The sequence below is a fragment of the Streptomyces sp. NPDC032472 genome (assembly GCF_040636955.1).
GTDB lineage: Bacteria > Actinomycetota > Actinomycetes > Streptomycetales > Streptomycetaceae > Streptomyces.
Window position 1 is genome coordinate 13,757 of record NZ_JBEZVK010000011.1, and the last position, 23,047, is coordinate 36,803.

22 protein-coding genes are annotated in these 23,047 nt (G+C 74.2%); 13 read left to right on the forward strand and 9 right to left on the reverse strand.

The window, feature by feature from the left end:
• Window positions 1–63: 63 nt before the first annotated feature.
• From rimO to AB0F11_RS09225, 5 genes are all read left to right on the forward strand, one after another.
• Window positions 64–1,557 carry a 30S ribosomal protein S12 methylthiotransferase RimO gene (gene rimO, locus AB0F11_RS09205; protein ID WP_362169999.1) on the forward strand — a complete coding sequence of 498 codons (1,494 nt, stop codon included), beginning with the start codon at window positions 64–66 and terminating at the stop codon, window positions 1,555–1,557.
• Window positions 1,554–2,210, forward strand: coding sequence for a CDP-diacylglycerol--glycerol-3-phosphate 3-phosphatidyltransferase (gene pgsA / locus AB0F11_RS09210; RefSeq protein WP_362170001.1), 657 nt, complete (start codon window positions 1,554–1,556; stop codon window positions 2,208–2,210). The genes rimO and pgsA overlap by 4 nt, the downstream gene beginning before the upstream one ends.
• An 86-nt stretch (window positions 2,211–2,296) precedes the next feature.
• On the forward strand, window positions 2,297–2,797 hold the full coding sequence (locus AB0F11_RS09215; protein ID WP_362170194.1) for a CinA family protein: 501 nt from the start codon (window positions 2,297–2,299) through the stop codon (window positions 2,795–2,797).
• Between the two features lie 109 nt (window positions 2,798–2,906).
• Window positions 2,907–3,287, forward strand: coding sequence for a helix-turn-helix transcriptional regulator (locus tag AB0F11_RS09220; RefSeq protein WP_030301503.1), 381 nt, complete (start codon window positions 2,907–2,909; stop codon window positions 3,285–3,287).
• Window positions 3,288–3,493: 206 nt separating this feature from the next.
• On the forward strand, window positions 3,494–3,694 hold the full coding sequence (locus AB0F11_RS09225; RefSeq protein WP_362170196.1) for a hypothetical protein: 201 nt from the start codon (window positions 3,494–3,496) through the stop codon (window positions 3,692–3,694).
• Here AB0F11_RS09225 and AB0F11_RS09230 read toward each other — a convergent pair.
• From AB0F11_RS09230 to AB0F11_RS09245, 4 genes are all read right to left on the reverse strand, one after another.
• Window positions 3,642–4,409: an SDR family NAD(P)-dependent oxidoreductase gene (locus AB0F11_RS09230; protein ID WP_362170003.1), complete on the reverse strand. Its 768-nt coding sequence runs from the start codon at window positions 4,407–4,409 to the stop codon at window positions 3,642–3,644. The genes AB0F11_RS09225 and AB0F11_RS09230 overlap by 53 nt on opposite strands.
• A gap of 36 nt (window positions 4,410–4,445) precedes the next feature.
• Window positions 4,446–5,243: a DNA-formamidopyrimidine glycosylase family protein gene (locus AB0F11_RS09235; protein ID WP_362170005.1), complete on the reverse strand. Its 798-nt coding sequence runs from the start codon at window positions 5,241–5,243 to the stop codon at window positions 4,446–4,448.
• Between the two features lie 100 nt (window positions 5,244–5,343).
• Window positions 5,344–6,024 (reverse strand): hypothetical protein, encoded by a 681-nt coding sequence (locus AB0F11_RS09240; protein ID WP_362170007.1) that lies wholly within the window; start codon window positions 6,022–6,024, stop codon window positions 5,344–5,346.
• A 181-nt stretch (window positions 6,025–6,205) separates the two neighbouring features.
• Window positions 6,206–10,795 carry an ATP-dependent helicase gene (locus AB0F11_RS09245; RefSeq protein WP_362170009.1) on the reverse strand — a complete coding sequence of 1,530 codons (4,590 nt, stop codon included), beginning with the start codon at window positions 10,793–10,795 and terminating at the stop codon, window positions 6,206–6,208.
• A gap of 173 nt (window positions 10,796–10,968) precedes the next feature.
• Between AB0F11_RS09245 and AB0F11_RS09250 the strand changes: the two genes are divergently transcribed.
• The 5 genes from AB0F11_RS09250 to AB0F11_RS09270 all read left to right on the forward strand — a co-directional run bounded on the left by AB0F11_RS09250 (window position 10,969) and on the right by AB0F11_RS09270 (window position 14,590).
• On the forward strand, window positions 10,969–11,835 hold the full coding sequence (locus AB0F11_RS09250; RefSeq protein WP_362170198.1) for an AraC family transcriptional regulator: 867 nt from the start codon (window positions 10,969–10,971) through the stop codon (window positions 11,833–11,835).
• A gap of 124 nt (window positions 11,836–11,959) precedes the next feature.
• Window positions 11,960–12,658, forward strand: a complete 699-nt coding sequence (locus AB0F11_RS09255) for an AzlC family ABC transporter permease (RefSeq protein ID WP_362170011.1) — start codon at window positions 11,960–11,962, stop codon at window positions 12,656–12,658.
• On the forward strand, window positions 12,655–12,963 hold the full coding sequence (locus AB0F11_RS09260) for an AzlD domain-containing protein (RefSeq protein ID WP_361915211.1): 309 nt from the start codon (window positions 12,655–12,657) through the stop codon (window positions 12,961–12,963). The genes AB0F11_RS09255 and AB0F11_RS09260 overlap by 4 nt, the downstream gene beginning before the upstream one ends.
• A 40-nt stretch (window positions 12,964–13,003) precedes the next feature.
• Window positions 13,004–13,198, forward strand: coding sequence for a DUF3046 domain-containing protein (locus AB0F11_RS09265; protein ID WP_361915214.1), 195 nt, complete (start codon window positions 13,004–13,006; stop codon window positions 13,196–13,198).
• Between the two features lie 240 nt (window positions 13,199–13,438).
• Window positions 13,439–14,590, forward strand: a complete 1,152-nt coding sequence (locus AB0F11_RS09270; RefSeq protein WP_362170199.1) for an AI-2E family transporter — start codon at window positions 13,439–13,441, stop codon at window positions 14,588–14,590.
• Here AB0F11_RS09270 and AB0F11_RS09275 read toward each other — a convergent pair.
• On the reverse strand, window positions 14,523–15,302 hold the full coding sequence (locus tag AB0F11_RS09275; protein WP_362170014.1) for a Clp protease N-terminal domain-containing protein: 780 nt from the start codon (window positions 15,300–15,302) through the stop codon (window positions 14,523–14,525). The genes AB0F11_RS09270 and AB0F11_RS09275 overlap by 68 nt on opposite strands.
• A 401-nt stretch (window positions 15,303–15,703) precedes the next feature.
• Between AB0F11_RS09275 and recA the strand changes: the two genes are divergently transcribed.
• The 3 genes from recA to AB0F11_RS09290 all read left to right on the forward strand — a co-directional run bounded on the left by recA (window position 15,704) and on the right by AB0F11_RS09290 (window position 20,079).
• Window positions 15,704–16,819, forward strand: coding sequence for a recombinase RecA (recA, locus tag AB0F11_RS09280; protein WP_362170016.1), 1,116 nt, complete (start codon window positions 15,704–15,706; stop codon window positions 16,817–16,819).
• 3 nt (window positions 16,820–16,822) lie between these two features.
• Window positions 16,823–17,392 (forward strand): recombination regulator RecX, encoded by a 570-nt coding sequence (recX, locus tag AB0F11_RS09285; protein ID WP_362170018.1) that lies wholly within the window; start codon window positions 16,823–16,825, stop codon window positions 17,390–17,392.
• 110 nt (window positions 17,393–17,502) lie between these two features.
• Complete coding sequence (locus AB0F11_RS09290) at window positions 17,503–20,079, forward strand: FtsX-like permease family protein (protein ID WP_362170020.1); 2,577 nt, start codon at window positions 17,503–17,505, stop codon at window positions 20,077–20,079.
• Window positions 20,080–20,293: 214 nt separating this feature from the next.
• On the opposite strand, the gene AB0F11_RS09295 is transcribed toward AB0F11_RS09290, so the two are convergent.
• The 4 genes from AB0F11_RS09295 to AB0F11_RS09310 are packed head-to-tail and all read right to left on the reverse strand — an operon-like array spanning window position 20,294 to window position 23,027.
• On the reverse strand, window positions 20,294–20,722 hold the full coding sequence (locus AB0F11_RS09295) for a rhodanese-like domain-containing protein (protein ID WP_362170022.1): 429 nt from the start codon (window positions 20,720–20,722) through the stop codon (window positions 20,294–20,296).
• On the reverse strand, window positions 20,719–21,276 hold the full coding sequence (locus AB0F11_RS09300; RefSeq protein WP_362170024.1) for a cysteine dioxygenase: 558 nt from the start codon (window positions 21,274–21,276) through the stop codon (window positions 20,719–20,721). The genes AB0F11_RS09295 and AB0F11_RS09300 overlap by 4 nt, the downstream gene beginning before the upstream one ends.
• A gap of 59 nt (window positions 21,277–21,335) precedes the next feature.
• Window positions 21,336–21,422, reverse strand: a complete 87-nt coding sequence (locus AB0F11_RS09305; protein WP_361915248.1) for a putative leader peptide — start codon at window positions 21,420–21,422, stop codon at window positions 21,336–21,338.
• 33 nt (window positions 21,423–21,455) lie between these two features.
• Entirely contained in the window at window positions 21,456–23,027 is a 1,572-nt protein-coding gene (locus tag AB0F11_RS09310; protein ID WP_362170026.1) for an FAD-dependent monooxygenase, read from the reverse strand.
• Window positions 23,028–23,047 lie beyond the last annotated feature (20 nt).

The window sequence follows — 23,047 nt, forward strand, 5'->3', positions numbered from 1 at the left end:
GGGATCTTGGTTTACCGGGACTTGGGGCGGGGGTCGGCGTTTGGACAAAGTAGTCTTGAGTCCATGCCCGAACGCCGTACCGTCGCCCTTGTCACTCTTGGCTGCGCCCGTAACGAGGTGGACTCGGAGGAGCTCGCAGGCCGCTTGGCGGCGGATGGCTGGGAGCTCGTCGAGGACGCCGCCGACGCGGACGTAGCCGTCGTCAACACCTGTGGCTTCGTCGAAGCCGCCAAGAAGGACTCCGTAGACGCCCTGCTGGAGGCCAACGATCTCAAGGATCACGGCCGCACCCAGGCCGTCGTCGCCGTCGGCTGCATGGCCGAGCGCTACGGCAAGGAGCTCGCCGAGGCCCTCCCCGAGGCCGACGGCGTGCTCGGCTTCGACGACTACGCCGACATCTCCAACCGCCTGCAGGTGATCCTCAGCGGCGGCAGCGTCGAGGCGCACACCCCGCGCGACCGCCGCAAGCTGCTCCCGATCAGCCCCGCCGCCCGCCAGGACGCCACCGAGGTGGCCCTCCCCGGCCACGCCCAGGAGCCCGCCCCGGCCCCCGCCGACCTGCCCGACGGCCTCGCGCCCGCCTCCGGGCCGCGGGCCCCGCTGCGCCGCCGCCTGGACACCAGCCCGGTCGCCTCGGTCAAGCTGGCCTCCGGCTGCGACCGCCGCTGCTCCTTCTGCGCCATCCCGTCCTTCCGCGGGTCCTTCATCTCCCGCCGTCCCTCCGACGTGCTGGGCGAGACGCGCTGGCTCGCCGAGCAGGGCGTCAAGGAGATCATGCTGGTCTCCGAGAACAACACCTCGTACGGCAAGGACCTCGGCGACATCCGCCTGCTGGAGACCCTGCTGCCCGAGCTGGCCGAGGTGGACGGCATCGAGCGCGTCCGCGTCAGCTACCTGCAGCCCGCCGAGATGCGCCCCGGCCTGATCGACGTCCTGACCTCGACCCCCAAGGTCGTTCCGTACTTCGACCTGTCCTTCCAGCACTCGGCCCCCGACGTGCTGCGCGCCATGCGCCGCTTCGGCGACACCGACCGCTTCCTGGAGCTGCTGGACACCATCCGCTCCAAGGCCCCGCAGGCCGGCGTCCGCTCCAACTTCATCGTCGGCTTCCCCGGCGAGACGGAAGCCGACTTCGCCGAGCTGGAGCGCTTCCTCACGCACGCCCGCCTCGACGCCATCGGCGTCTTCGGCTACTCCGACGAGGAGGGCACCGAGGCCGTCACGTACGACCACAAGCTCGACGAGGACACGATCGCCGAGCGGCTCGCCCACATGCAGCGCCTCGCCGAGGAGCTCACCTCGCAGCGCGCGGAGGAGCGGATCGGGGAGACCCTGGAGGTGCTCGTCGAGTCCGTGGAGACGATCGACGGGGCCGACGAGGACGAAGTCGGTGCCTACGGGCGCGCGGCGCACCAGGCCCCGGAGACCGACGGCCAGGTCGTCTTCACCGACAGCACCGGTCTGGTGCCCGGCCGCATGGTGACGGCGAAGGTCGTCGGCACCCTCGGCGTGGACCTGGTGGCCGAGCCCCTGGACCTCGAGGAGGCGGCCGGATGACAGGAGTCCCGGCATCCGCGGCGGGCGGGACCGGCCGCCGGCCCGTCCCCGGCGCGAAGCTGGGGGCCGCGGCGGTCGATCAGGCCAGCCTGTGGAACATCGCCAACATCCTGACGATGATCCGGCTCGTCCTGGTGCCGGGATTCGTCCTGCTGCTCCTCGCCGACGGCGGGTACGACCCGGTGTGGCGGGCGCTGGCCTGGGCCGCGTTCGCCGTCGCCATGATCACGGACATCTTCGACGGGCACCTGGCCCGTACGTACAACCTGGTCACGGACTTCGGGAAGATCGCCGACCCCATCGCCGACAAGGCGATCATGGGGTCGGCTTTGGTGTGTCTCTCCTGGCTGGGCGACCTGCCCTGGTGGGTGACCGGCGTGATCCTCGGGCGGGAGCTCGGGATCACGCTCATGCGGTTCTGGGTGATCCGCTACGGGGTGATCCCCGCCAGCCGCGGCGGCAAGATGAAGACCCTCGCCCAGGGCACGGCGGTCGGCATGTACGTGCTGGCGCTCACCGGGCCGCTCGCGACCCTGCGGTTCTGGGTGATGGCCGTCGCCGTCGTGCTGACCGTGGTCACCGGTTTGGACTACATCCGCCAGGCCGTGCTGCTGCGGCGCAGGGGCCTGGCCGCCGAGCTGGCCGAGAGGTGACATACGCGGTGGGGGAATCCGCAGGGGCCGAAGGGGCGGCCCGCGGAGCCGCGGAGCCGGCCGCGGGGAGCGGGCCGGCCGCCGCGATCGCGGCGCAGGCGCTGCACCTGCTCGCGGAGAGTGACCAGACGCTCGCTGTGGCGGAGTCGCTGACGGGTGGAATGGTCGCCGCCGAGCTGACGGCCGTACCCGGTGCGTCCCGGTCGTTCCGCGGATCGGTCACGGCGTACGCGACCGAGCTCAAGCACCGGCTCCTCGGAGTGGACGCAGGGCTGCTGGCCGCCGAAGGGGCGGTGAATCCGCAGGTCGCCGCCGAGATGGCGACCGGGGTGCGGCGGGCGCTGGGGGCCTCGTGGGGGATCGCGACGACCGGCGTGGCCGGTCCGGATCCGCAGGACGGGCGGCCGGTGGGCACCGTTTTCGTCGCCGTCGCGGGTCCGCAGGGCGAGAAAACCGTCAACCTGAGGTTGAACGGCTCCCGGGAGGAAATCCGTAGGGAGAGTGCACGGACAGTGCTCGAACTTCTCTTGAGCGAACTCCGCGAGAATGTGCGGGGGCAGGATACGGAACAGAACGGGGGGATTTGATGTTTGCAGCCCTGAGTGAACACGACATCGCTCCCCGCACGGCCGCGGCGCGAGGCGGTACGGTGGGGCGTGAAGGATGCGGCTACACGGTCAGAGGAGGGAGCCACCGATGATTCTGCTCCGTCGCCTGCTGGGTGACGTGCTGCGTCGGCAGCGCCAGCGCCAGGGCCGTACTCTGCGCGAAGTCTCCTCGTCCGCCCGAGTTTCTCTCGGCTATCTTTCCGAGGTGGAGCGGGGGCAGAAGGAGGCGTCCTCCGAGCTGCTCTCCGCTATCTGCGACGCGTTGGACGTACGGATGTCCGAGCTGATGCGCGAAGTCAGCGACGAACTGTCGCTGGCCGAGCTGGCACAGTCGGCCGCGGCAAGCGAACCGGTGACGGTGCCGGTACGCCCGATGCTCAATTCGGTCTCCGTGACCTCGGTCGCGGGTGGTCCGGAGCGGGTGACCATCAAGGCACCTGCGGAAGCGGTGAACGTCGTAGCCGCATGAGCGCGAGTGCGCGAGCCGTGAAGGCATGAGCGTGGCCGGAGCCCCGGTCGGTGTGCGAACCACCGGCCGGGGCTCCGCGCCGTTCTGGGTGCGGGCCGGCGGGCCGTACGGGAGGATGGAGCCGGTCCGGATCGCGGCCCTGGTCCCGGGAGGAAGCCGTGCGGCGATTACGAGGCACAGCTCCGCTGCGGGCCCTCGCGCTGGCGATGGGTGTGCTCTGGTGCTGGGCCGTGCTGCGGCTGGCGCTGCAGCCCTCCGGGGCCGGGCCCCTGGAGGGCGCGGTGGCCGTCGGCGGGTGGGGGCTCGGGCTGCTGCCGGTGCACTGCGCGCCGGGGCCGGGCACCGGCAGGGAGGCTACCAGGGCATCGCCACTCCGCCGTTCGGACGCAGGATCTGGCCCGTCATGAAGGACGAGGCGTCCGAGGCCAGGTAGAGCACGGCCCGGGCGATGTCCTCGGGCTCGCCGACGCGGCCCAGCGGGGACAGCCGGGCCATCAATGCCTCGGTCTGCTCCTGCGCCTCGGGGCTGTGGCGGGCGGTCATGGGGGTGCGGATCCACCCCGGGGCGACGGCGTTGACGCGGATGCCGTGCGGGCCGGCCTCCGTGGCGAGGGTCTTGGTGAGCTGGACCACGGCGGCCTTGGCGGCGCTGTAGCAGAGCAGGCCCGGCTGGGCGGCGTCCACGGCGCCGGAGGCCATGGTGACGATCGAGCCGGGACGGCCGGCCGCGATCATGGCGCGGGCGGCTTCCTGGCAGGTGCGCCAGACCCCCTTGAAATTGACGTCCAGGACCCGGTCGAGGTCCTCGTCCGCCGTCTCCAGAACGCTGGACGTGTGCATGATCCCGGCGACGGCCGCGGCGATGTCGAGCGGGCCCGCGGCGGCCACGGCGGCCCGCAGCCCGGCGCGGTCGGTGACGTCGAGGACGTGGACCGCGGCCCGTCCCCCCGCCTTCGTGATCAGCTCCGCCGTCCCGGCGAGGCCGGCCGCGTCGCGGTCCGCGCAGTGCACGGCCGCGCCCGCCTCGGCGAGCAGCACGGCGGTGGCGCGCCCGATGCCTGCGGCGGCGCCGGTGACCAGGGCGGTGCGCCCGGTGAGGTCGTACGCAGTGGGTGTGGGCATGCCCGGACCGTACGGCTGGATCTGACGGGCCGTCAACTAGGGGGTGGGGCCGGATTGGCAGCGCGGGCACCAGTAGGTCGGGCGGCCGTCCTGCTCGGCTTCGCGGATGGCTGCGCCGCAGCGCAGGCACGGGCGGTGGGCCTGCCCGTAGACGAAGAGCGCCCGGGTGGGGCGCAGGCTCCCGGTGGTCGTGCGGATCCGGTTCTCGCCGATGTTGGCGGCGAGCAGCCGCTGTGCGGCCGCGGCAAGGCGGACGGCCGTGACGGCGGGATCGGGCAGGGCGCCGACCGGGGTCCAGGGGGTGACCCGGGCGAGGAAGCAGAGCTCGCTCTTGTAGATGTTGCCGATGCCGGCGAGGTTGCGCTGGTCGAGCAGGGCCTCGCCGAGGGGCCGCTCGGGGGCGGCCAGGAGGTTGGCCGCGGCCCGGTCGGCGTCCCAGTCGGGGCCGAGGAGGTCGGGGCCCAGGTGGCCGACCACCCGGTCCTCGTCTGCGGTGCGCAGCAGCTCGACGACGGGCAGCCGGTAGCCGACGGCGGTGTGCTCCTCGGTGCCGAGGACGGCCCGGATCTCGTGGACCGGGCCGCCGTGCCACTTGCCGCCGGCGGGGAAGACGCGCCAGGCGCCGTCCATGCGCAGGTGGGTGTGGAGGGTGAGGCCGCCTTCGAAGCGGGCGAGGAGGTGCTTGCCGCGCGGCACGACCTCCAGGGTGGTGCGCCCGGTGAGGTCGGTGGTGGCCAGGCGCGGGACGCGCAGGTCCCAGCGGGTGAGCTCGCGGCCGGCCAGGGCGGCGTGCAGCCGGGCCGCCGCGCGCCAGACGCTGTCTCCTTCGGGCATGGCCCCATTGTGGACCGGGAGAACGGGACGAGCTCCTGCGGCGGGGTTCCGCCGCAGGAGCTCGGTGATCAGGAAGGGCGAGGGCCGGTGGGCCGCCTGCCTACTTCCAGACGAGGCCCTTGCCCTTGCTGAGGGAGTTGTACGGGTCGCCCCAGTACTCGGCCGACGCGACCTTGGTCTGGTCGGACGGGGCCAGCGCGATGGCGCAGCCGGTCGCCTGCTGGCCGTTGGTGAAGCCCTTCGGCAGGGACTCGTTCGGGCACTTCTCGAACTTGCCGATGACCGACACGCCCTGCGCCTCGGTGTTGTCCCCGAGCAGGCCCTTCATGTGGCCGACCGTGGTGAAGGACAGGTCGGTGGTGCCGACGTTCTTCACCGAGTAGCGGATGTAGTAGGGGATCTTCCCCTTCACCTGGTCGCCGAGCTTGAGCGCGTCCAGGTCGGCCGGGCTGCCCTTCTCGATCGCGGTGACAGTGAGGGCGATCGTGCCGCCCTTGGTCTTGCCGTAGTCGAACGGCACGGTCGCCGTCTCACCGATCTTGAAGACCTGGCCGGACTTGGCCGTGGCGCCCGCGGCACCGCCGGCGGCGGGGGCGTCGGTGCCGTAGCCGCCCGCCGGGGTGCTCGGGTTCGCCGGGGCGGCCGACTGGTCCGCGGCCGGCGCGGAGGAGGCCGGGGCGGCCGGGGCCGCGGGGGTCTCCTCGTTGCCGTTCTTGCAGCCGGTCAGGGTCAGGGTGCCGGCAACCGCCAGACCGATGACACCGGTTGCAGCTCGTCGCATGTTGCTCACTGTTTCTAGTCCCCCATGTAGGTGCACTTTTGACGTGGCATCGTCACGAGTGATGCCTGCGTTGATCTTGATAGTGCAGAAGCGGTCCGCGATGCCAGCCAGAACGGCCTCTGTGACATGCTCCGTACATAAGCGCGACGTAAGTGCAATGGTCGCAACGGCTTCGCAGCTTTCATGACCGAAGGCGCAGCCCCCGCGGAGTGGCATGGAAACCGGCCGCCTCAAGGGCCCCGCCCAGCGCGGACGTCAGCGCCGGAGCGGCGTTGATCCGCTCCACCGTGAGCGCCGGCAGGGTCCCGGCCCGGGAGGCCTCGGCCAGGGCCGCGGTCGCCGCCGCCAGCCGCGGGTCGTCCGCCCCGGGCCACGCCAGCAGGGTCTTGCCGCCCCGCTCCAGGTACAGGGCCAGCTCGCCGTCGACCAGGACCACCAGGGAGCCCGCCTTGCGGCCCGGCTTGTGCGACGCCCCCGCCGGCGGTTCCGGCCACGGCAGGGCAGCCCCGTACGCGTTGGCCGGGTCCGCCGCTGCCAGGACCACCGCCGCCAGCGGTGGGGGGTTGCGCTCCGCCGAGCGCAGCCGGTCCACCGCGCCGTCCATCGCGAACTGGGCCGCGCCCAGCCCCTCCACCACGTAGCCGCGGCGGGCCTGCCCGCTGTCCTCGAACGCCGACAGCACGCGGTACACCGCGCTGAAGCCGCCCTCCACGCCCTCGGCGGCCACCGCGCCCCGCGTCACCACCCCGTGCCGGTCCAGCAGCGTGCGGGCCAGCGCATGCGCCCGGTGGGTCGGGTCGGGGGCCTGCGCGGGCAGCAGCGACCAGCGGCCCGACACCGTCGGCGGGCCGGGACGCGAGACCTGCGCGCCGAGCGTGCCGTACCGCCCGCGCGGGACCGTGCGCCGGGCCCGGTGCGCCGTGGCCCCCGCGGTACGGCCCGAGCCCAGCAGGGAGCGCAGCGGGGCCAGCGTGTCGTTCGTCAGCCGGCCCGACCAGGCCAGGTCCCACAGCACCTCGGACAGTTCGAGGTCCGTCACCTCCGGCAGCCCGGCCCGCACCGACTGCGCCAACTGGCGGAAGAACAGCCCGTACCCGCCGGACAGGGCGTCCAACAGCGACTGGTGAAGGGGCGTCAGCTCCAGCGGGTGCGGCGCGGGCCGCAACAGCGGCGCCGCATCAGCCAGATACAGCGAGACCCAGCCGTCCTTCCCCGGCAGCGCCCCGGCCCCCGCCCACACCACCTCCCCGGTGGTGGTCAGCTCGTCCAGCAGCGTCGGGGAGTACCCCGCGACCCGCGACGGCAGGATCAGCCGCTCCAGCGCCGAGGCCGGGACCGGGGCGCCCTGGAGCTGCTCGACCGCCCGGGCCAGGCCGTCGATGCCGCGCAGGCCCCCGCCCAGGTGCTGCCACTGCGGCAGGAACGTCGCCAGCGAGGACGGCGGCACCGGCTCCAGCTCCTGGCGCAGCGCGGCCAGCGAACGGCGCCGCAGCCTGCGCAGCACCGCCGCATCGCACCACTCCTGGCCGATGCCCGCCGGATGGAACTCGCCCTGGACCACCCGGCCGGCCGCCGCCAGCCGGTGCAGCGCGCCCTCGGTGACCGCCGCGCCCAGCCCGAAGCGGGCCGCCACCGCGGCCGTCGTGAACGGGCCGTGCGTGCGGGCGTACCGGGCGAGGAGGTCGCCGAGCGGGTCCTTGACCGGCTCGGTGAACGCCTCCGGCACCCCGACCGGCAGGGCCGTGCCCAGCGCATCGCGCAGCCGCCCCGCGTCCTCGATCGCCGCCCAGTGCTCCGCGCCCGCGATCCGCACCCGGATGGCCCGCCGCGCCCCGGCCAGCGCCTCCGGCCAGGCCGGGTCGGCGCCCCGCTCGGCCAGCTCCTGCGCCGTCAGCGGGCCCAGCAGCCGCAGCAGGTCGGCGACCGACTCGGCGTCCTTGGCCCGCCGGTCCTCCGTCAGCCACTGCAGCTCCCGCTCCAGCTCCTCCAGGACCTCCGCATCCAGCAGCTCGCGCAGCTCCGCCTGGCCGAGCAGCTCCGCCAGCAGCCGGGAGTCCAGCGACAGCGCGGCCGCCCGGCGCTCCGCGAGGGGCGAGTCCCCCTCGTACAGGAACTGGGCCACGTACCCGAAGAGCAGCGAGCGGGCGAACGGCGACGGCTCGGGCGTCGTCACCTCCACCAGCCGCACCCGCCGCGCCTCGATGTCCCCCATCAGCTCCGTCAGGCCCGGCACGTCGAACACGTCCTGCAGGCACTCCCGTACGGCCTCCAGCACGATCGGGAACGACCCGAACTCCGAGGCCACCTGGAGCAGCTGCGAGGCGCGCTGCCGCTGCTGCCACAGCGGGGTGCGCTTGCCCGGGTTGCGGCGCGGCAGCAGCAGGGCGCGCGCCGCGCACTCGCGGAACCGGGAGGCGAACAGGGCGGAGCCGCCCACCTGGTCGGTGACGATGCCGCCGATCTCGCCGTGGTCGAAGGCGACGTCCGCCGCGCCCAGCGGTGCCTGCTCGTCGTCGAACTCGAAGGAGCGGGCGGCCGCCGGATCGTGGTCGAGCAGGTCCATGGAGAGCAGGTCGGCATCGGGCAGCCGCAGCACGATCCCGTCGTCCGCATGCATGACCTGCGCGTCCATCCCGTACCGCTCGGCGAGGCGCGCCCCGAGCGCCAGCGCCCACGGTGCGTGCACCTGTGCGCCGAACGGGGAGTGGACGACGACCCGCCAGTCGCCGAGCTCGTCGCGGAACCGCTCGACCACGATGGTCCGGTCGTCCGGCACGTGCCCGCAGGCCTCGCGCTGCTCCGCCAGGTACGACAGCACGTTCTCCGCGGCCCAGCCGTCCAGGCCGGCCGCCAGCAGCCGCAGCCGCGCGTCCTCGTCGGACAGCGCGCCCAGCTCGCGGAGGAACGCGCCGACGGCCCGGCCCAGTTCGAGGGGGCGGCCCAGCTGGTCGCCCTTCCAGAACGGCAGCCGGCCCGGCACCCCGGGGGCGGGGGAGACCAGGACCCGGTCGCGGGTGATGTCCTCGATCCGCCACGAGGTGGTGCCGAGGGTGAACACGTCCCCCACCCGGGACTCGTAGACCATCTCCTCGTCGAGCTCGCCGACCCGGCCGCCGCCCTTCTTCGGATCGGCCCCGGCCAGGAAGACGCCGAACAGCCCGCGGTCGGGGATGGTGCCGCCGGAGGTCACCGCCAGGCGCTGGGCCCCCGGCCGCCCCGTGACCGTCCCCGCGACCCGGTCCCACACCACCCGCGGTCTGAGCTCCGCGAACGCGTCGGACGGATAGCGGCCCGCCAGCATGTCCAGCACCCCGGTGAACGCCGACTCCGGGAGCGCGGCGAACGGCGCCGCCCGCCGCACCAGCGCCAGCAGCTCGTCCAGCTGCCAGGTGTCCATCGCGGTCATCGCGACCAGCTGCTGCGCCAGTACGTCCAGCGGGTTCGACGGGATGCGCAGCGACTCGATCGACCCGCTGCGCATCCGCTCGGTGACCACCGCCGCCTGCACCAGGTCCCCCCGGTACTTGGGGAACACCACCCCCGTGGAGACCGCGCCGACCTGGTGCCCGGCCCGGCCCACGCGCTGCAGCCCGGAGGCCACCGACGGCGGCGACTCCACCTGCACCACCAGGTCCACGGCGCCCATGTCGATGCCCAGTTCCAGACTGGAGGTGGCGACCACGGCCGGCAGCCGGCCCGCCTTCAGGTCCTCCTCCACCAGCGCCCGCTGCTCCTTGGACACCGAGCCGTGGTGCGCCCGCGCCAGCAGCGGCGGCGCCCCCTGCGCGGCGCCCGACTGGGCCATGATCTGGGCCGGCGGCGGTCCTTCGGGCAGCTGCTCGCCCATGGCGCGCTCGTACGCGATCTCGTTCAGCCGGTTGCACAGCCGCTCGGCGAGGCGGCGCGAGTTGGCGAACACGATCGTGGAGCGGTGCGCCTGGACCAGATCGGCGATCCGCTCCTCCACATGCGGCCAGATCGACGGCTTGTCCCCGCCCTCGTTCCCCTCCGTGGCCGGCGAGCCGCCCAGCTCGCCCATGTCCTCGACCGGGACGACCACCGACAGGTCGAACTCCTTCGCCGAGGGCGGCTGGACGATCTCCACCTTCCCGCGCGGCGCGAGATAGCGGGCCACCTCCTCCACCGGCCGGACCGTCGCCGACAGCCCGATCCTGCGGGCCGGGCGCGGCAGCAGCTCGTCCAGCCGCTCCAGCGACAGCGCCAGGTGCGCGCCCCGCTTGGTCCCCGCGACCGCGTGCACCTCGTCCAGGATCACCGTCTCGATCCCGGCGAGCGCCTCGCGCGTCGCCGACGTCAGCATCAGGAACAGCGACTCCGGCGTGGTGATCAGGATGTCCGGCGGCCTGCTCGCCAGCGCTCGCCGCTCGGCCGCCGGAGTGTCCCCCGAGCGGATCCCCACCCGGATGTCCGGCTCGGGCAGGCCCAGGCGGACCGACTCCTGCCGGATCCCGGTCAGCGGGCTGCGCAGGTTCCGCTCGACGTCGACCGCGAGGGCCTTCAGCGGCGACACGTACAGCACCCGGCAGCGCTTCTTCGGCTCCGCCGGCGGCGGGGCGGACGCCAGCGCGTCGAGCGCGGCCAGGAACGCGGCGAGGGTCTTGCCGGAGCCGGTGGGCGCCACGACCAGGACGTCGGAGCCCTCCCCGATGGCCCGCCAGGCGCCCTCCTGGGCGGAGGTGGGCGTACGGAAGGCCCCCGTGAACCAGGAGCGGGTCGCGGGGGAGAACGCATCGAGCGCGGAGCCGGCCATGCCCCCATCCTGCACCCACCCACCGACAGCGCCCCGGACCTGGGCAAACCCCGTGGGAAGGGCCGGCGGCGGGGGCGCAGAATGGGGGAGTGGCGCACGACGACAGGGAACGGGCAGGGGCCGAAGGCGCCCGGGCCGAGGGCAGCCGGGCCGGCGGCACCCGGGCCGGCGGCATCCAGGCCGGCGGCGCACCGGCCGGCGGCGCACCGGCAGACCGGGCCGGGGCCGACCGCGAATGGGCGCGGCACTGGCAGTACCCGGAACTGCCGGGCCTGGACCTGCTGCGCGCCCACTACATCCGCCACGCCTTCCCGCGCCACGCCCACGACGGCTACGTCATCGCGGCCGTCACCCGCGGCATCGAGGAGGTCGGCCTGCCCGGCGGCCTCGTGCGCGCCGGCCCGGGCAGCGTCGTCCTGATCAACCCGGAGGTGCCGCACACCGCCCGCGCCGGCGCCCCCGAGGGTTGGGACTACTCCACCCTCTACCCCTCCCGCGCACTGATCGCCGAGGTCGCCGCCGAGATCAGCGGCCTGCGCGGCACCCCCGGCTTCACCGTCGACGAGGTCGCCGACCCGCAGACCTCGCAGACCATCGCCGAGGTGCACCGCGCCGCCGAGGCGGGCAACGCGCTCGCCGCCGACACCCTGCTGCGCACCGCCGTGGCCCGCATGCTCGCCCGGCACGCCGGACCGCTGCCCGCCCGCACCGCACGCAGCGCCGGCGCCGCCGGGGCCGCGCGGGCCCGCGCCGCGCTCCGGGAGCGGATGGCCGACCCGCCGTCGCTGGAGCAGCTCGCGGCCGAGCTCGGGACCAGCCCGTTCGCCCTGCTGCGGGCCTTCAAGGAGCGGTACGGGATGCCGCCTCACACCTGGCTGACCGACGCCCGGGTCCGGCGGGCCCGGTCCCTGCTGGACGCGGGCACCACGCCCGCCGAGGCGGCCCTCGCCGTCGGCTTCACCGACCAGCCGCACCTGAACCGGCACTTCACCCGCATCGTCGGCGTCCCGCCCGGCGCCTACCGGCGCGAGCGGGCCTGATAGGCGGCCGCGCGCCCGCCAGGCTGCCCGCCCCGCCCGGTGCTCGCCAGGCCGCGCGGCTGCAAGAACGTACAAGACCCGGCCGGCCCGCCGCGCGTACGTTCGCGGGGTGGGAGATCGTCAGATGGTGGTGCAAGAGACCCCCGAGGGGGTCGCCGGCCGGCCGCGGTCCGCCGTCGTGCGGGACGCCCTCGGCGTCGGGGTGGCGGTGGGACTGTCCGGATTCGCGTTCGGGGTGACCGCCGCCGGCTCCGGGATCAGCGCGCTGCAGGCCTGCGTGCTGAGCCTGCTCGTGTTCACCGGTGCCTCGCAGTTCGCGCTGGTCGGGGCTCTGGCCGCGGGCGGCAACCCGTTCACGGCCGCCGCCGGGGCCTTCTTCCTCGGGACCCGGAACGCCTTCTACGGGCTGCGGCTGTCGCAGCTGCTCGCGCTGCCCCGGGCCGTGCGGCCGTTCGCCGCGCACTGGGTGATCGACGAGACCACCGCCGTGTCGCTGGCCCAGCCCGACCGCAGGTCGGCGCGGCTCGGGTTCACCGTGACCGGGCTCAGCCTGTACGTGCTGTGGAACCTCACCACCCTGCTGGGCGTGCTCGGCGCCGAGGCCATCGGGGACACCGCCGCGTGGGGGCTGGACGCCGCCGGTCCGGCTGTGTTCCTGGCGCTGCTCGCGCCGATGCTGAAGACCGCCACGGAGCGGGCCGCCGCCGCGCTCGCGCTCGTCCTCGGCCTGGGCCTGCTGCCCGTCCTGCCCGCCGGGCTGCCCGTGCTCGTCGCCGCACTGGCCGCTCCCGTGATCCTCTGGCTGAAGGGACGCCGACCGTGAACGTCTGGCTCGCCATCGCGCTGACCGCCGCCGGCTGCTACGCCGTCAAGCTCGCCGGACTGCTGGTGCCCGCCGGGGCCCTGGAGCGCCCGGCCGTGCGCCGGCTCGCCGCCCTGCTGCCGGTCGCGCTGCTCGCCGCGCTCACCGCCCAGCAGACCTTCGGCAGCGGGCACGAGGTCGTCCTCGACGCCCGGGCCGCCGGCCTGGCCGCCGCGGGGCTGGCGCTGCTGCTGAGGGCCCCGTTCCTCGTCGTGGTCGGCGCCGCCGTCGTGGTGACCGCGGGCGTGCGGGCGCTGGCCGGCTAGTGGTCCCGGCCTTCCGCGCCGGAGCGGGATACTGGTGTGCATGCGGTTGACGATTTTCTGGGAGCGGATGGCCGAGTACTTCGGTGCCGGCTACGCGGACTCCTTCGCGCGGGACCACGTCATGTCGGAGCTCGGCGGGCGTACCGTCCACCAGGCGCTGGAGGCGGGCTGGGAGGCCAAGGACGTGTGGCGCGCGGTGTGTTCCGCCATGGACGTGCCGGCCTCGCAGCGCTGACGGCGTCGCCCGTTTCCCCGTATGCGCGACGGATCGGACAGACTGGGCGGCGTGGCAGCCACCGATGACACCGACCACCGGACGATGACGACCGGGCACGACGGCAGTGACGGCAGCGCGGGCGGCGCAGGCCGCGCCGGCACCGCGGATACCGCGGATACCGCGGACGCCGCTGATGCCGCTGATGCCGGGCTCGCCCCGGCGGCGGGCCCGGCGCGCCCACCGTGGGCCGGGGAGCGCATGCCGCGCTGGCTGCCGCGCGCGGTGGTGCTCGTCCTGGCGTTGTACGCCTGCTTCCAGCTGGCCGGCTGGGCCTTCCACCAGCTGATCGGCCTGCTGATCAACATCCTGATCGCGTTCTTCCTCGCGCTCGCGATCGAACCCGCCGTGGCGCGGATGGCGGCCCGCGGCATGCGCAGGGGGCTCGCCACCTTCCTGGTGTTCCTCGGGGTGGTCGTCGCGGCCGCCGGCTTCCTCGTCCTGCTGGGCTCGATGCTGGCCGGGCAGATCGTCGCCATGGTGGAGGGCTTCCCGCGCTACCTCGACTCGGTCATCAACGCGATCAACGCCACCTTCCACACCGAGCTGTCCCGGCTGGAGATCCAGGACAGCCTGCTGCACTCGGCCTGGCTCCAGAAGTACGTGCAGAACAGCGCGAGCGGCGTGCTCGACGTCTCCGCCACCGTGCTCGGCGGGCTCTTCCGGCTGCTGACCGTCGGCCTGTTCTCCTTCTACTTCGCCGCCGACGGGCCGCGGCTGCGGCGCGCGCTGTGCTCCGTCCTGCCGCCGGCCAAGCAGTCGGAGGTGCTGCGCGCCTGGGAGATCGCCGTCGCCAAGACCGGCGGCTACCTTTACTCGCGCGGGCTGATGGCCCTGGTCTCCGGGATCGCGCACTACGTCGTCTTCGCGGTCCTGGACGTGCCGTACGCGCCCGCGCTCGCCGTGTGGGTCGGGCTGGTCTCCCAGTTCATCCCGACCATCGGCACCTACCTGGCGGGAGCGCTGCCCACGCTGATCGCCTTCACGGTCGACCCCTGGTACGCGCTGTACGTCCTCGGGTTCGTGGTGGTCTACCAGCAGTTCGAGAACTACGTCCTGCAGCCGAAGCTCACCTCGCGGACCGTGGACATCCACCCCGCCGTGGCCTTCGGATCGGTCATCGCGGGCACCGCCCTGCTGGGCGCGGTCGGGGCGCTCATCGCGATCCCGGCCGTCGCGACGCTGCAGGCGTTCCTCGGTGCGTACGTGAAGCGGTACGAGCTGACGGAGGGCGCGGACGACACCGCGCCCCCACCCTCCGCTCCTGCTCCTGCTTCTTCTTCTCCTACTCCTCCGGCGCCGCGGTCGCCTTCCCGTCCCCGCCGCCGTGGAAGGCTGCCAGGGCTTCGGTGACGGTGGCCTCGGCGGCCTCCTTGCGGGCGCCGGCGCCGCTCAGGACGCCCTCGCCGTTCTCCAGTTCGAGGAGGGCGAGCAGGATGTGCTCGGTGCCGATGTAGTCGTGGCCCAGGCGCAGGCCCTCGCGGAAGGTCAGTTCCAGGGCCTTCTTGGCCGACGCGTCGAACGGGATCAGCGCGGGCAGCTCCTCGGCGGGGGCCGGCAGGGCCGCCGTCGCCGCGGCGCGGACGTCCTCCGTTGAGACCTGCTGCGCCCGCAGGGCGAGCGCGGCCAGGCCCTGGTCCTCGGCGAGCAGGCCGAGGACGAGGTGCTCGGTGCGGATCTCGGTGTTGCCCGCGGCGCGGGCCTCGTTCTGTGCGGACACCACGACGTTGCGGGCCCGCGGGGTGAAGCGGCCGAAGCCCTGGCTGGCCTGGAGGTCCCCGGCCTCGCCCTCCTTGTCGGCCTTGGGGACGAAGCGCTTCTGCGCGGCCTGACGGGTGACGCCCATGCTGCGGCCGATGTCGGTCCAGGAGGCGCCGGAGCGGCGGGCCTGGTCCACGAAGTGGCCGATGAGGTGGTCCGCGACGTCCCCGAGGTGCTCGGCGGCGACGACCGCACCGCTGAGCTGTTCGAGGGCGTCGGTGTGGACCTTCTTGATGGCCTCGATCAGGTCGTCGAGGCGTACCGGATTGGTCATGCGAACGGGTTCCTCTGAAGGGTTCGTCATGGTGCAACCGTAGGTTGACAGTCCCGAGGTGTCAACCTCCGGTTGTCACTACCCCTGCTGGCGGGGGTGGCCCTGCCGCTGGTCCCCGCCGGCGCCGCGGAAACCGCGACGGCTCCCGCCACCGCCTCGGGCGGGTGCGTGGTCAGCGCGGACCGTCGGGCCTGCTCGGCGGCGGCCGCCGGGACGGTCCGGTCCGCGCCTGCGCCCGCGGCGTTCCGGCGCGGGGTGGCCGGGCGGGCGGGTGGTTCGCGGGGGTCGGGGGTGGCGCGCTTGACAGGGAAATCGAACATCCATTCTGATGGGTTATCCACAGCCGAACCGGGCGTGGCAGCGCATTGTCAGTGGCAGGCGTTAGCGTCAATGGCGTGAAGCGATCGACTCAAGCAAACCGGGTGGAACCCATGGCAGGCACCGACCGCGAGAAGGCTCTCGACGCCGCGCTCGCACAGATTGAACGGCAATTCGGCAAGGGTGCCGTGATGCGCCTCGGCGACAAGCCGAACGAGCCCATCGACGTCATCCCCACCGGGTCGACCGCACTGGACATCGCCCTGGGCGTCGGCGGACTGCCCCGCGGCCGTGTCGTCGAGGTGTACGGGCCGGAGTCCTCCGGTAAGACGACCCTGACCCTCCACGCCGTGGCCAACGCGCAGAAGGCCGGCGGCACCGTCGCCTTCGTCGACGCCGAGCACGCGCTCGACCCCGAGTACGCGCGGGCCCTGGGCGTCGACACCGACAACCTCATCCTGTCCCAGCCGGACACCGGCGAGCAGGCGCTGGAGATCACGGACATGCTGGTCCGCTCCGGCGCGCTCGACCTGATCGTCATCGACTCCGTCGCCGCGCTCGTGCCGCGGGCCGAGATCGAGGGCGAGATGGGCGACTCGCACGTGGGTCTCCAGGCCCGACTGATGAGCCAGGCCCTCCGCAAGATCACCGGTGCGCTGAACCAGTCCAAGACCACCGCGATCTTCATCAACCAGCTCCGCGAGAAGATCGGTGTGATGTTCGGCTCGCCGGAGACCACCACCGGTGGCCGCGCGCTGAAGTTCTACGCCTCGGTGCGCATCGACATCCGCCGCATCGAGACCCTGAAGGACGGCACGGAAGCGGTCGGCAACCGCACCCGCTGCAAGATCGTCAAGAACAAGGTCGCGCCGCCCTTCAAGCAGGCCGAGTTCGACATCCTCTACGGCCAGGGCATCAGCCGCGAGGGCGGCCTGATCGACATGGGCGTCGAGCACGGCTTCATCCGCAAGGCCGGCGCCTGGTACACGTACGAGGGCGACCAGCTCGGCCAGGGCAAGGAGAACGCCCGCAACTTCCTCAAGGACAACCCCGACCTCGCCAACGAGATCGAGCGGAAGATCAAGGAGAAGCTGGGCGTGGGCGTCGTCCGCAAGGACGCCGACGCCGCGGCCGCCGCCGCGACGGACGCCCCTGCCGACGGTGCAGCCGTGCCCGCCCCCGCCTCGAAGGCCAAGACGACGGCCAAGGCCGCCGCGGCCAAGAGCTGATCCGTGCGCGAGCAGGAACGGGGCGGCGGGGACGACGGCCGGCCGGGCCGTCAGGAACTGCCGCCCCAGACTCCCGAGGAGCAGGCGCGGGCCATCTGCCTGCGCCTGCTCACCGGGATGCCGCGCACCCGGCGCCAGCTCGCGGACGCCCTCGACAAACGTGGCATCCCCGAGGAGGTGTCGCAGGAGGTCCTCTCCCGGTTCGAGGAGGTGGGCCTGATCGACGACGCCGCGTTCGCCGGCGCCTGGGTCGAGTCCCGCCACCGAGGCCGCGGCCTCGCCCGCCGGGCCCTCGCCCAGGAGCTGCGCACCAAGGGGGTCAACGCCTCCCTCGTACAGGAGGCCCTGGAACAGCTCGACTCCGAACAGGAGGAGCAGACCGCACGGGAGCTCGTGGAGCGCAAGCTCCGCTCCACCCGCGGCCTGGAGCGGGACAAGCGGATCCGGCGCCTCGCCGGGATGCTCGCCCGCAAGGGGTACCCGGAGGGCATGGCCCTGCGGGTGGTCCGCCGCGCGCTGGAGGCCGAGGGCGAGGAAGCCGACCTCGACGACCTGGGGTACCCGGAGATCTGACCGCGCCCACCACGCGGCCGCCCGCTCCCGGGGGGGTAGGGGTAGCCCCCGGGCGCAGACGCCGGGGTGCTCCACTGTCAGGAACCCGTCCCGGCAGCAGAGTTGACCGCATGATGCTGCGTTTCGCCCTCCAGACCATCAGGGGCCGCAAAGCCGGCTTCCTCGGTGCATTCGTCGCCCTCCTGTGTGCGGCGGCCCTCATCACCGCCTGCGGCACCCTCCTGGAAACCGGACTCCGCGGAAAGATCGCCACCGAGCGCTACGCGGCCGCCCCGGTCGTCGTCTCCGCCGACCAGAACGTGCACCGCACGACGGTCAAGGAGAAGAAGGGCAAGACCAAGACCAAGCACAAGGCCAAGCCCGTCGCCGAACGCGCCTGGCTCCCCGCCTCCGCCGTGGACACCGTCCGCGCCGTGCCCGGGGTCGAGCGGGCCGTGCCCGAACTCACCTTCCAGGCCCTCCCCGTGGTCAAGGCCGCGGACGGGGCGGCGGGCGGAACAGCGGGCGGAACAGCGGGCGGGGCGAAGCCCTCGTACGGGCACGCCTGGAGCTCCGCGCCGCTCACGCCGTTCACGCTCGCCGAGGGCCGCGCCCCCCAGGGCGGCGGCGAAGTCGTCGTCGACCGTGAACTGGCCGCCCGCGCAGGGATCCGCCCCGGCGGCCGGCTCACCGTCCAGGCCACCGGCGAACCCAAGGCCTACACGGTCAGCGGGATCGCCGCACCCGCCCGAGGCCGCCTCGACCGGCAGAGCGCCCTGTTCTTCAGCGACACCGAGGCACAGCGGCTCGCCGCCCGCGACGGGCAGGTTACCGCGATCGGCGTCCTGCCGGCCCCCGGCGTCGACCCGGGCGCGCTCGCCGGACGCGTGCGGCAGGCGCTCCAGGGAAGCGGTGCCCAGGTCAGCCGGGGTGACGAGCGCGGACCCGTCGAGTTCCTCGACGCCGCCGGCGCCCGGATCAAGCTCGTCTCCATGGGCGGCGCCATGGGCGGCACCGCCCTGCTCGTCGCGATCCTCGTGGTCGTCGGCACCTTTGCCCTCTCCGTACAGCAGCGCCACCGCGAACTCGCCCTGCTGCGCGCCATCGCGGCCACCCCCCGCCAGCTGCGCCGCATGATCGGCCGCGAGGCACTCGTCGTGGGCCTCGCCGCCGGTGTCGCCGGTGCCTTCGCCGGGCTGCCGCTCGCCGCCTGGCTGCACGGCCGGTTCGTCGACCACGGCATCGTCCCCACGACCCTGGAGCGCACCGCCGGGATCTTCCCGATGTTCGCCGCCGTCGGCGCCACCCTCCTCGGCGCCTGGGCCGCCGCCCGGATCACCGGCCGGCGCATCGCCCGCATCCGCCCGGCCGAGGCCCTCGCCGAAGCCGCCGTCGAGCGGGCCAGGCCCGCTTGGATGCGGATCGCGATCGGCGTGCTGACCCTGGCCGGCGGCGTCGTCCTCGTCGCGGTGCTGAGCTCGCTGCGCACCGAGCCGGCGTCGACCCCGGTGGCCTTCCTCGCCGTCATCGTCCTCGCCGGAGCCGTCTCCCTGCTCGGCCCGCTCCTCGTGCGCGGTGCGGCCGCGCTGCTCGCCGGGCCGCTGCGGCTCGCCGGCCCGAGCGGGCACCTGGCCACCGCAAACCTGCGCGGCAACGCCACCCGGATGGCCTCCGCCGTCACACCGCTCGCCCTGCTGATCGGCATGACCTGCACCGTCCTGTTCATCGCCCCGACGCTGGGCCACGCCGCAGGGCAGCAGGCCCGCGACGGGGTCAGGGCCGACTGGGTGCTGGCCGCCCAGGGGCCGGGCGTCTCCGCCGAGGCCGCGGACCGGGTCCGCCGGACCCCCGGGGTCACGGCCGCCACCGAGATCGTGCACACGTCGGTACGGGTGGGGCTGACCAAGTACGCCGCCCAGGGGGTCACCCCCGCCGGGCTGACCCGGACCTGGGACCCGAGCGTCACCGCCGGCAGCCTGGACGGGTTCGGAGACGGCAGCGCCGCGGTCAGCGAGCTGGCGGCCGACCAACTGGGCCTGAAGCCGGGCAGCCGGCTGGACCTGACCCTGGGCGACGGCACCCCGGTCACCCTCACCGTCTCCGCCGTCTATGCGCGCGGCCTCGGCTTCGGTGACCTGACGCTGCCGCACCGGCTGGTCGCGGCCCACGTGGACAACCCGCTGGCCTCGGCCGTGCTCGTGGCCGCCGAGCCGGGCGTCGGGCGCGAGCAGCTCGCCGCCGCGGTCGCCGCGTCCCCCGGGGTGGGCGTGCTGACGGCCCGCGACGCCGACGAGGCCCGGGCGAAGCGGCAGCAGGACGGCGCCGGGATCAACCTGCTGGCGATGGGGCTGGTGCTCGCCTTCACCGCGATCGCCGTCGTCAACACCCTTGCGATGTCCACCGCGGAGCGGTTCCGGGAGTTCGCGATGCTGAGGCTGGCCGGCGCCAAGCGGAGGCAGGTGCTGCGCATGCTGCGGACGGAGGCGGTGGCCGTGCTGCTGATCGGGGCGGTGCTGGGGTCGGGGATCGCGCTGGCCGTGCTCACCGCGTTCAGCGTCGGGATGACCGGGGTTGCCGCCCCTGCCCTGCGGCCGGTGGCGTACCTGGCCGTGCTGGCCGCGGCGGCCCTCCTGGCCCTGACGGCCACGTCCCTCCCGGGCCGCTCGGCCCTCCGCCTCCGCCCGGTGGGGGTAGCCACGTCAAGGTAGCCCCCCACCCGGCCCGGGGGACCCCCATCGCCTCAAACGCCGGCGGGGCTGGATAAATCCAGCCCGCGCGGCGTTTGAGCGCACCGGGCGCGAAGCGCCCGGGTTTTTCAGCCCCGCCGGCGTTTGAGGCGAACGGGGTCCGGGGCAGCCCCGGTTTCGGGAAGGGGCGGGGTGGGGGAAGGCTCCGCGCAGCGGTAGCCCGCCCCCGGCGGGATTATGGATGGGCCGGCGCAGCCGCGGCGGTGAGCGGCAGCCCCGCCGCCTTCCACGCCTGGAAGCCGCCCTCCAGATCCGTGGCCCGGCGGAGCCCCAGCGTGTGCAGCGACACCGCGGCCAGCGAAGAGGCGTAGCCCTCGTTGCAGATCACGATGATCCGGAGGTCGTGGGACCCGGCCTCCGGGACCCGGTGCGAGCCCTGCGGGTCGAGCCGCCACTCCAGTTCGTTCCGCTCGATCACCAGCGCCCCGGGGATCAAGCCGTCCCGCTCCCGCAGGGCCTGGTAGCGGATGTCCACCAGGAGGGTGCCCTCGCCGAGGGACGCCTCGTACGCCTCCCGGGCACCCACGCGGGTGTACGTGGAGCGGACCTGCTCCAGGTGTGCGTCGATGCCCAGCGGCGGCGTCGGGGGCAGGGTCGCGCTCACTGCCAGTCCTCCGCCCGCTCGACGTGCTCCAGGGTGAGCACCTGTCCGACACGGCTGTAGCGCCGGATCAGCGGCAGCGGCGGATAGTACGCGTGCACCGAGACCGCGTGCTCGTCCGCAGATGCGTTGAGCACCTCGTGCACATGGTGCTCCCCGAAGGCCCGCCCGGTGCCCGCGCCCAGACTGCGCGTCCGGTCCACGTCCGGCGCGAGCTCCAGGCTGCGCCACCCCTCCGAGGGAATTCGGACGGCGAGCGAGTACTCGGTGAGGCGCCCGCGGGCCGTGGCGAACGCCCCGCGCGACTCGGCGTGGTCGTGCCAGCCCGTGCCGGTGCCCGGGGGCCAGCCGATCACCCATGCCTCGCTGCCGCCGGGGCCGTCCAGCCGGATCCAGGTGCGGCCCTGGGGGTCGAGGGGGAGGGAGTCGATGACGGCCGGATCGGCGGCCGTGCGGAGGGCGAAGTCGAGGAGTTCGGCGGCCGTGACGCCGCCGGCCGTCCGGGCGGGGGCGTCGTCGGCAGTGTTCCGGGCAGGGGCGTGCGCGGGTGCGGGCATGGAGGTGACCGTCCTGAAGGTTCGCGAAAGGGCGCGCGGAGCGCGGGGGAAGGGCGAATTCAGCAGGAAGGGCGACACACGCAGCCCGCATAGCGGACCAGGTCCATGTGGACCCTCCGCCACAGGCGTACGTCGTTGCCGGTCATGTCCGCGAGTGAAGCACGCGGACCTCCGGACGGTCAATCGATCACGGCGGAAGGTGACGTGGTCGACCGGTCGAGCGGCGCCGGCGCACCCATGCGGACGGAGTCCGCCGCCTCGTAGAGTTCCGCGGGCCGCACCCCTGCGAAGGTGGCCGCCAGGTGCCCGTCCGGCCGGACCAGCAGCACGGTGTGGGCCTCGGCTCCCGGGTACCCGTCGGCCACCAGCAGTTCCGCCCGCACCGGCAGGGCGCTCACGGCCGCCGCGAGCCGCGGCATCAGCCCGGCGCTCATCCAGTGCCGCCGGTCCCACACCCCGGTGCCCGGCGCGACCAGCACGACGAGCAGTCGGCCGCGGCCCAGCAGGTCGCGCAGCGGGACGGTGGACCCGTCGGGGGCCGACACCGGCACGTTCGCCACGGCGCCCCCCGGCTCGGTGGCCGTCGGCACCTCCCGTACGGCCACGGGCGGGGCGTACGCGGGCGGCGCGCCCAGCGGCCCGCGCCCCAAGTGCCCGTCGGTGAGCAGGGCCTCGCCCGCCCGGGCCGAACCGGGCAGCAGGGTCCGCAGCCCGCCCCCGCCGCGCAGCACCGGCACGGCCTGGTCGGCTGCGCGCAGCCGGGCCGCGACCGCGGTGCGCCGCTCGTCCTCGTAGCTGTCGAGCAGGGCTTCGGAAGCCCCCTGGTGCCAGGCGAGGGCCAGCTTCCAGGCGAGGTTCTCGGCGTCCCGGAGCCCCTCCCCGACGCCCTGGGTGCCGGCGGCGCCGAGCAGGTGGGCGGCGTCCCCGGCGAGGAAGGCGCGGCGGTCGCGCCAGCGGCGGGCGAGGCGGTGGTGCAGCGTGTGGACCCCGGTGTCGAGGAGGTCGTACGGGGGTGTGGTGCCCCCGCACCACCCGGCGAGGGTGTCGCGGATCAGCGTCACCAGCGCATCGGGGGTGACGAGTTCCCCGCGGCCGGGAAGCAGCCAGTCCAGCCGCCACACCCCGTCGGGCAGCGGCCGGGCGGTGGTCTCCTGTGGCGGGTCGCGGTGCAGCAGGGCCTCGCCGGGCCAGGGGAGTTCGGTGCGCAGCGCGGCCACGGCGTGCCGCTCGACGGCGGTCCGGCCGGGGAAGCGGATCCCGAGCAGCTTGCGCACGGTGGAGCGGGCCCCGTCGCAGCCGACCAGGAAACTCCCGCGCCACCAGGTGGTCTCCGCACCCCGGGTGTGGGCGGTGACCCCGCGGTCGTCCTGCTCCAGGGAGTCCACCTTGCTGTCGGTGACCAGCTGGACCAGCGGATGCGCGGCAGCGGCGGCCCGCAGCCCGCGCGCCAGGGCGTGCTGGGGCAGGTGCAGCGGGGCCGGGCCCTCGTCGAAGGTGATCCGGCCGGTGTCGCGGCCGCGCCGCATGGTGCGCCAGGCCGCGTAGGGGGCGCCCTCGTCGCGCAGGGTCGCACAGCCCAGGCGCTCGGCCATCGCGGCGGTGTCGGCGTGCAGCACGACGGTGCGGGCGGGCCGGGGCAGGTCCTTGCCGGGGCCCTCGTCGAGCACGACGGAGGGCACGCCCTGCCCGGCCAGGGCCAGGGCCAGCGACAGCCCGACCGGCCCCGAACCGACGACGATCACCGGGTCCATGATGCGGCTCCCGATGTCCG

Bases quoted from the DNA above. Each gene is read 5' to 3' on its own strand.
- rimO (WP_362169999.1), top strand. From the start codon at position 64: ATGCCCGAACGCCGTACCGTCGCCCTTGTCACTCTTGGCTGCGCCCGT.
- pgsA (WP_362170001.1), top strand. From the start codon at position 1,554: ATGACAGGAGTCCCGGCATCCGCGGCGGGCGGGACCGGCCGCCGGCCC.
- AB0F11_RS09220 (WP_030301503.1), top strand. From the start codon at position 2,907: ATGATTCTGCTCCGTCGCCTGCTGGGTGACGTGCTGCGTCGGCAGCGC.
- AB0F11_RS09225 (WP_362170196.1), top strand. From the start codon at position 3,494: ATGGGTGTGCTCTGGTGCTGGGCCGTGCTGCGGCTGGCGCTGCAGCCC.
- AB0F11_RS09230 (WP_362170003.1), bottom strand. From the start codon at position 4,409: ATGCCCACACCCACTGCGTACGACCTCACCGGGCGCACCGCCCTGGTC.
- AB0F11_RS09235 (WP_362170005.1), bottom strand. From the start codon at position 5,243: ATGCCCGAAGGAGACAGCGTCTGGCGCGCGGCGGCCCGGCTGCACGCC.
- AB0F11_RS09240 (WP_362170007.1), bottom strand. From the start codon at position 6,024: ATGCGACGAGCTGCAACCGGTGTCATCGGTCTGGCGGTTGCCGGCACC.
- AB0F11_RS09245 (WP_362170009.1), bottom strand. From the start codon at position 10,795: ATGGCCGGCTCCGCGCTCGATGCGTTCTCCCCCGCGACCCGCTCCTGG.
- AB0F11_RS09255 (WP_362170011.1), top strand. From the start codon at position 11,960: ATGGTGGTGCAAGAGACCCCCGAGGGGGTCGCCGGCCGGCCGCGGTCC.
- AB0F11_RS09265 (WP_361915214.1), top strand. From the start codon at position 13,004: ATGCGGTTGACGATTTTCTGGGAGCGGATGGCCGAGTACTTCGGTGCC.
- AB0F11_RS09270 (WP_362170199.1), top strand. From the start codon at position 13,439: ATGCCGCGCTGGCTGCCGCGCGCGGTGGTGCTCGTCCTGGCGTTGTAC.
- AB0F11_RS09275 (WP_362170014.1), bottom strand. From the start codon at position 15,302: ATGACGAACCCTTCAGAGGAACCCGTTCGCATGACCAATCCGGTACGC.
- recA (WP_362170016.1), top strand. From the start codon at position 15,704: ATGGCAGGCACCGACCGCGAGAAGGCTCTCGACGCCGCGCTCGCACAG.
- AB0F11_RS09290 (WP_362170020.1), top strand. From the start codon at position 17,503: ATGATGCTGCGTTTCGCCCTCCAGACCATCAGGGGCCGCAAAGCCGGC.
- AB0F11_RS09300 (WP_362170024.1), bottom strand. From the start codon at position 21,276: ATGCCCGCACCCGCGCACGCCCCTGCCCGGAACACTGCCGACGACGCC.
- AB0F11_RS09305 (WP_361915248.1), bottom strand. From the start codon at position 21,422: ATGACCGGCAACGACGTACGCCTGTGGCGGAGGGTCCACATGGACCTG.
- AB0F11_RS09310 (WP_362170026.1), bottom strand. From the start codon at position 23,027: ATGGACCCGGTGATCGTCGTCGGTTCGGGGCCGGTCGGGCTGTCGCTG.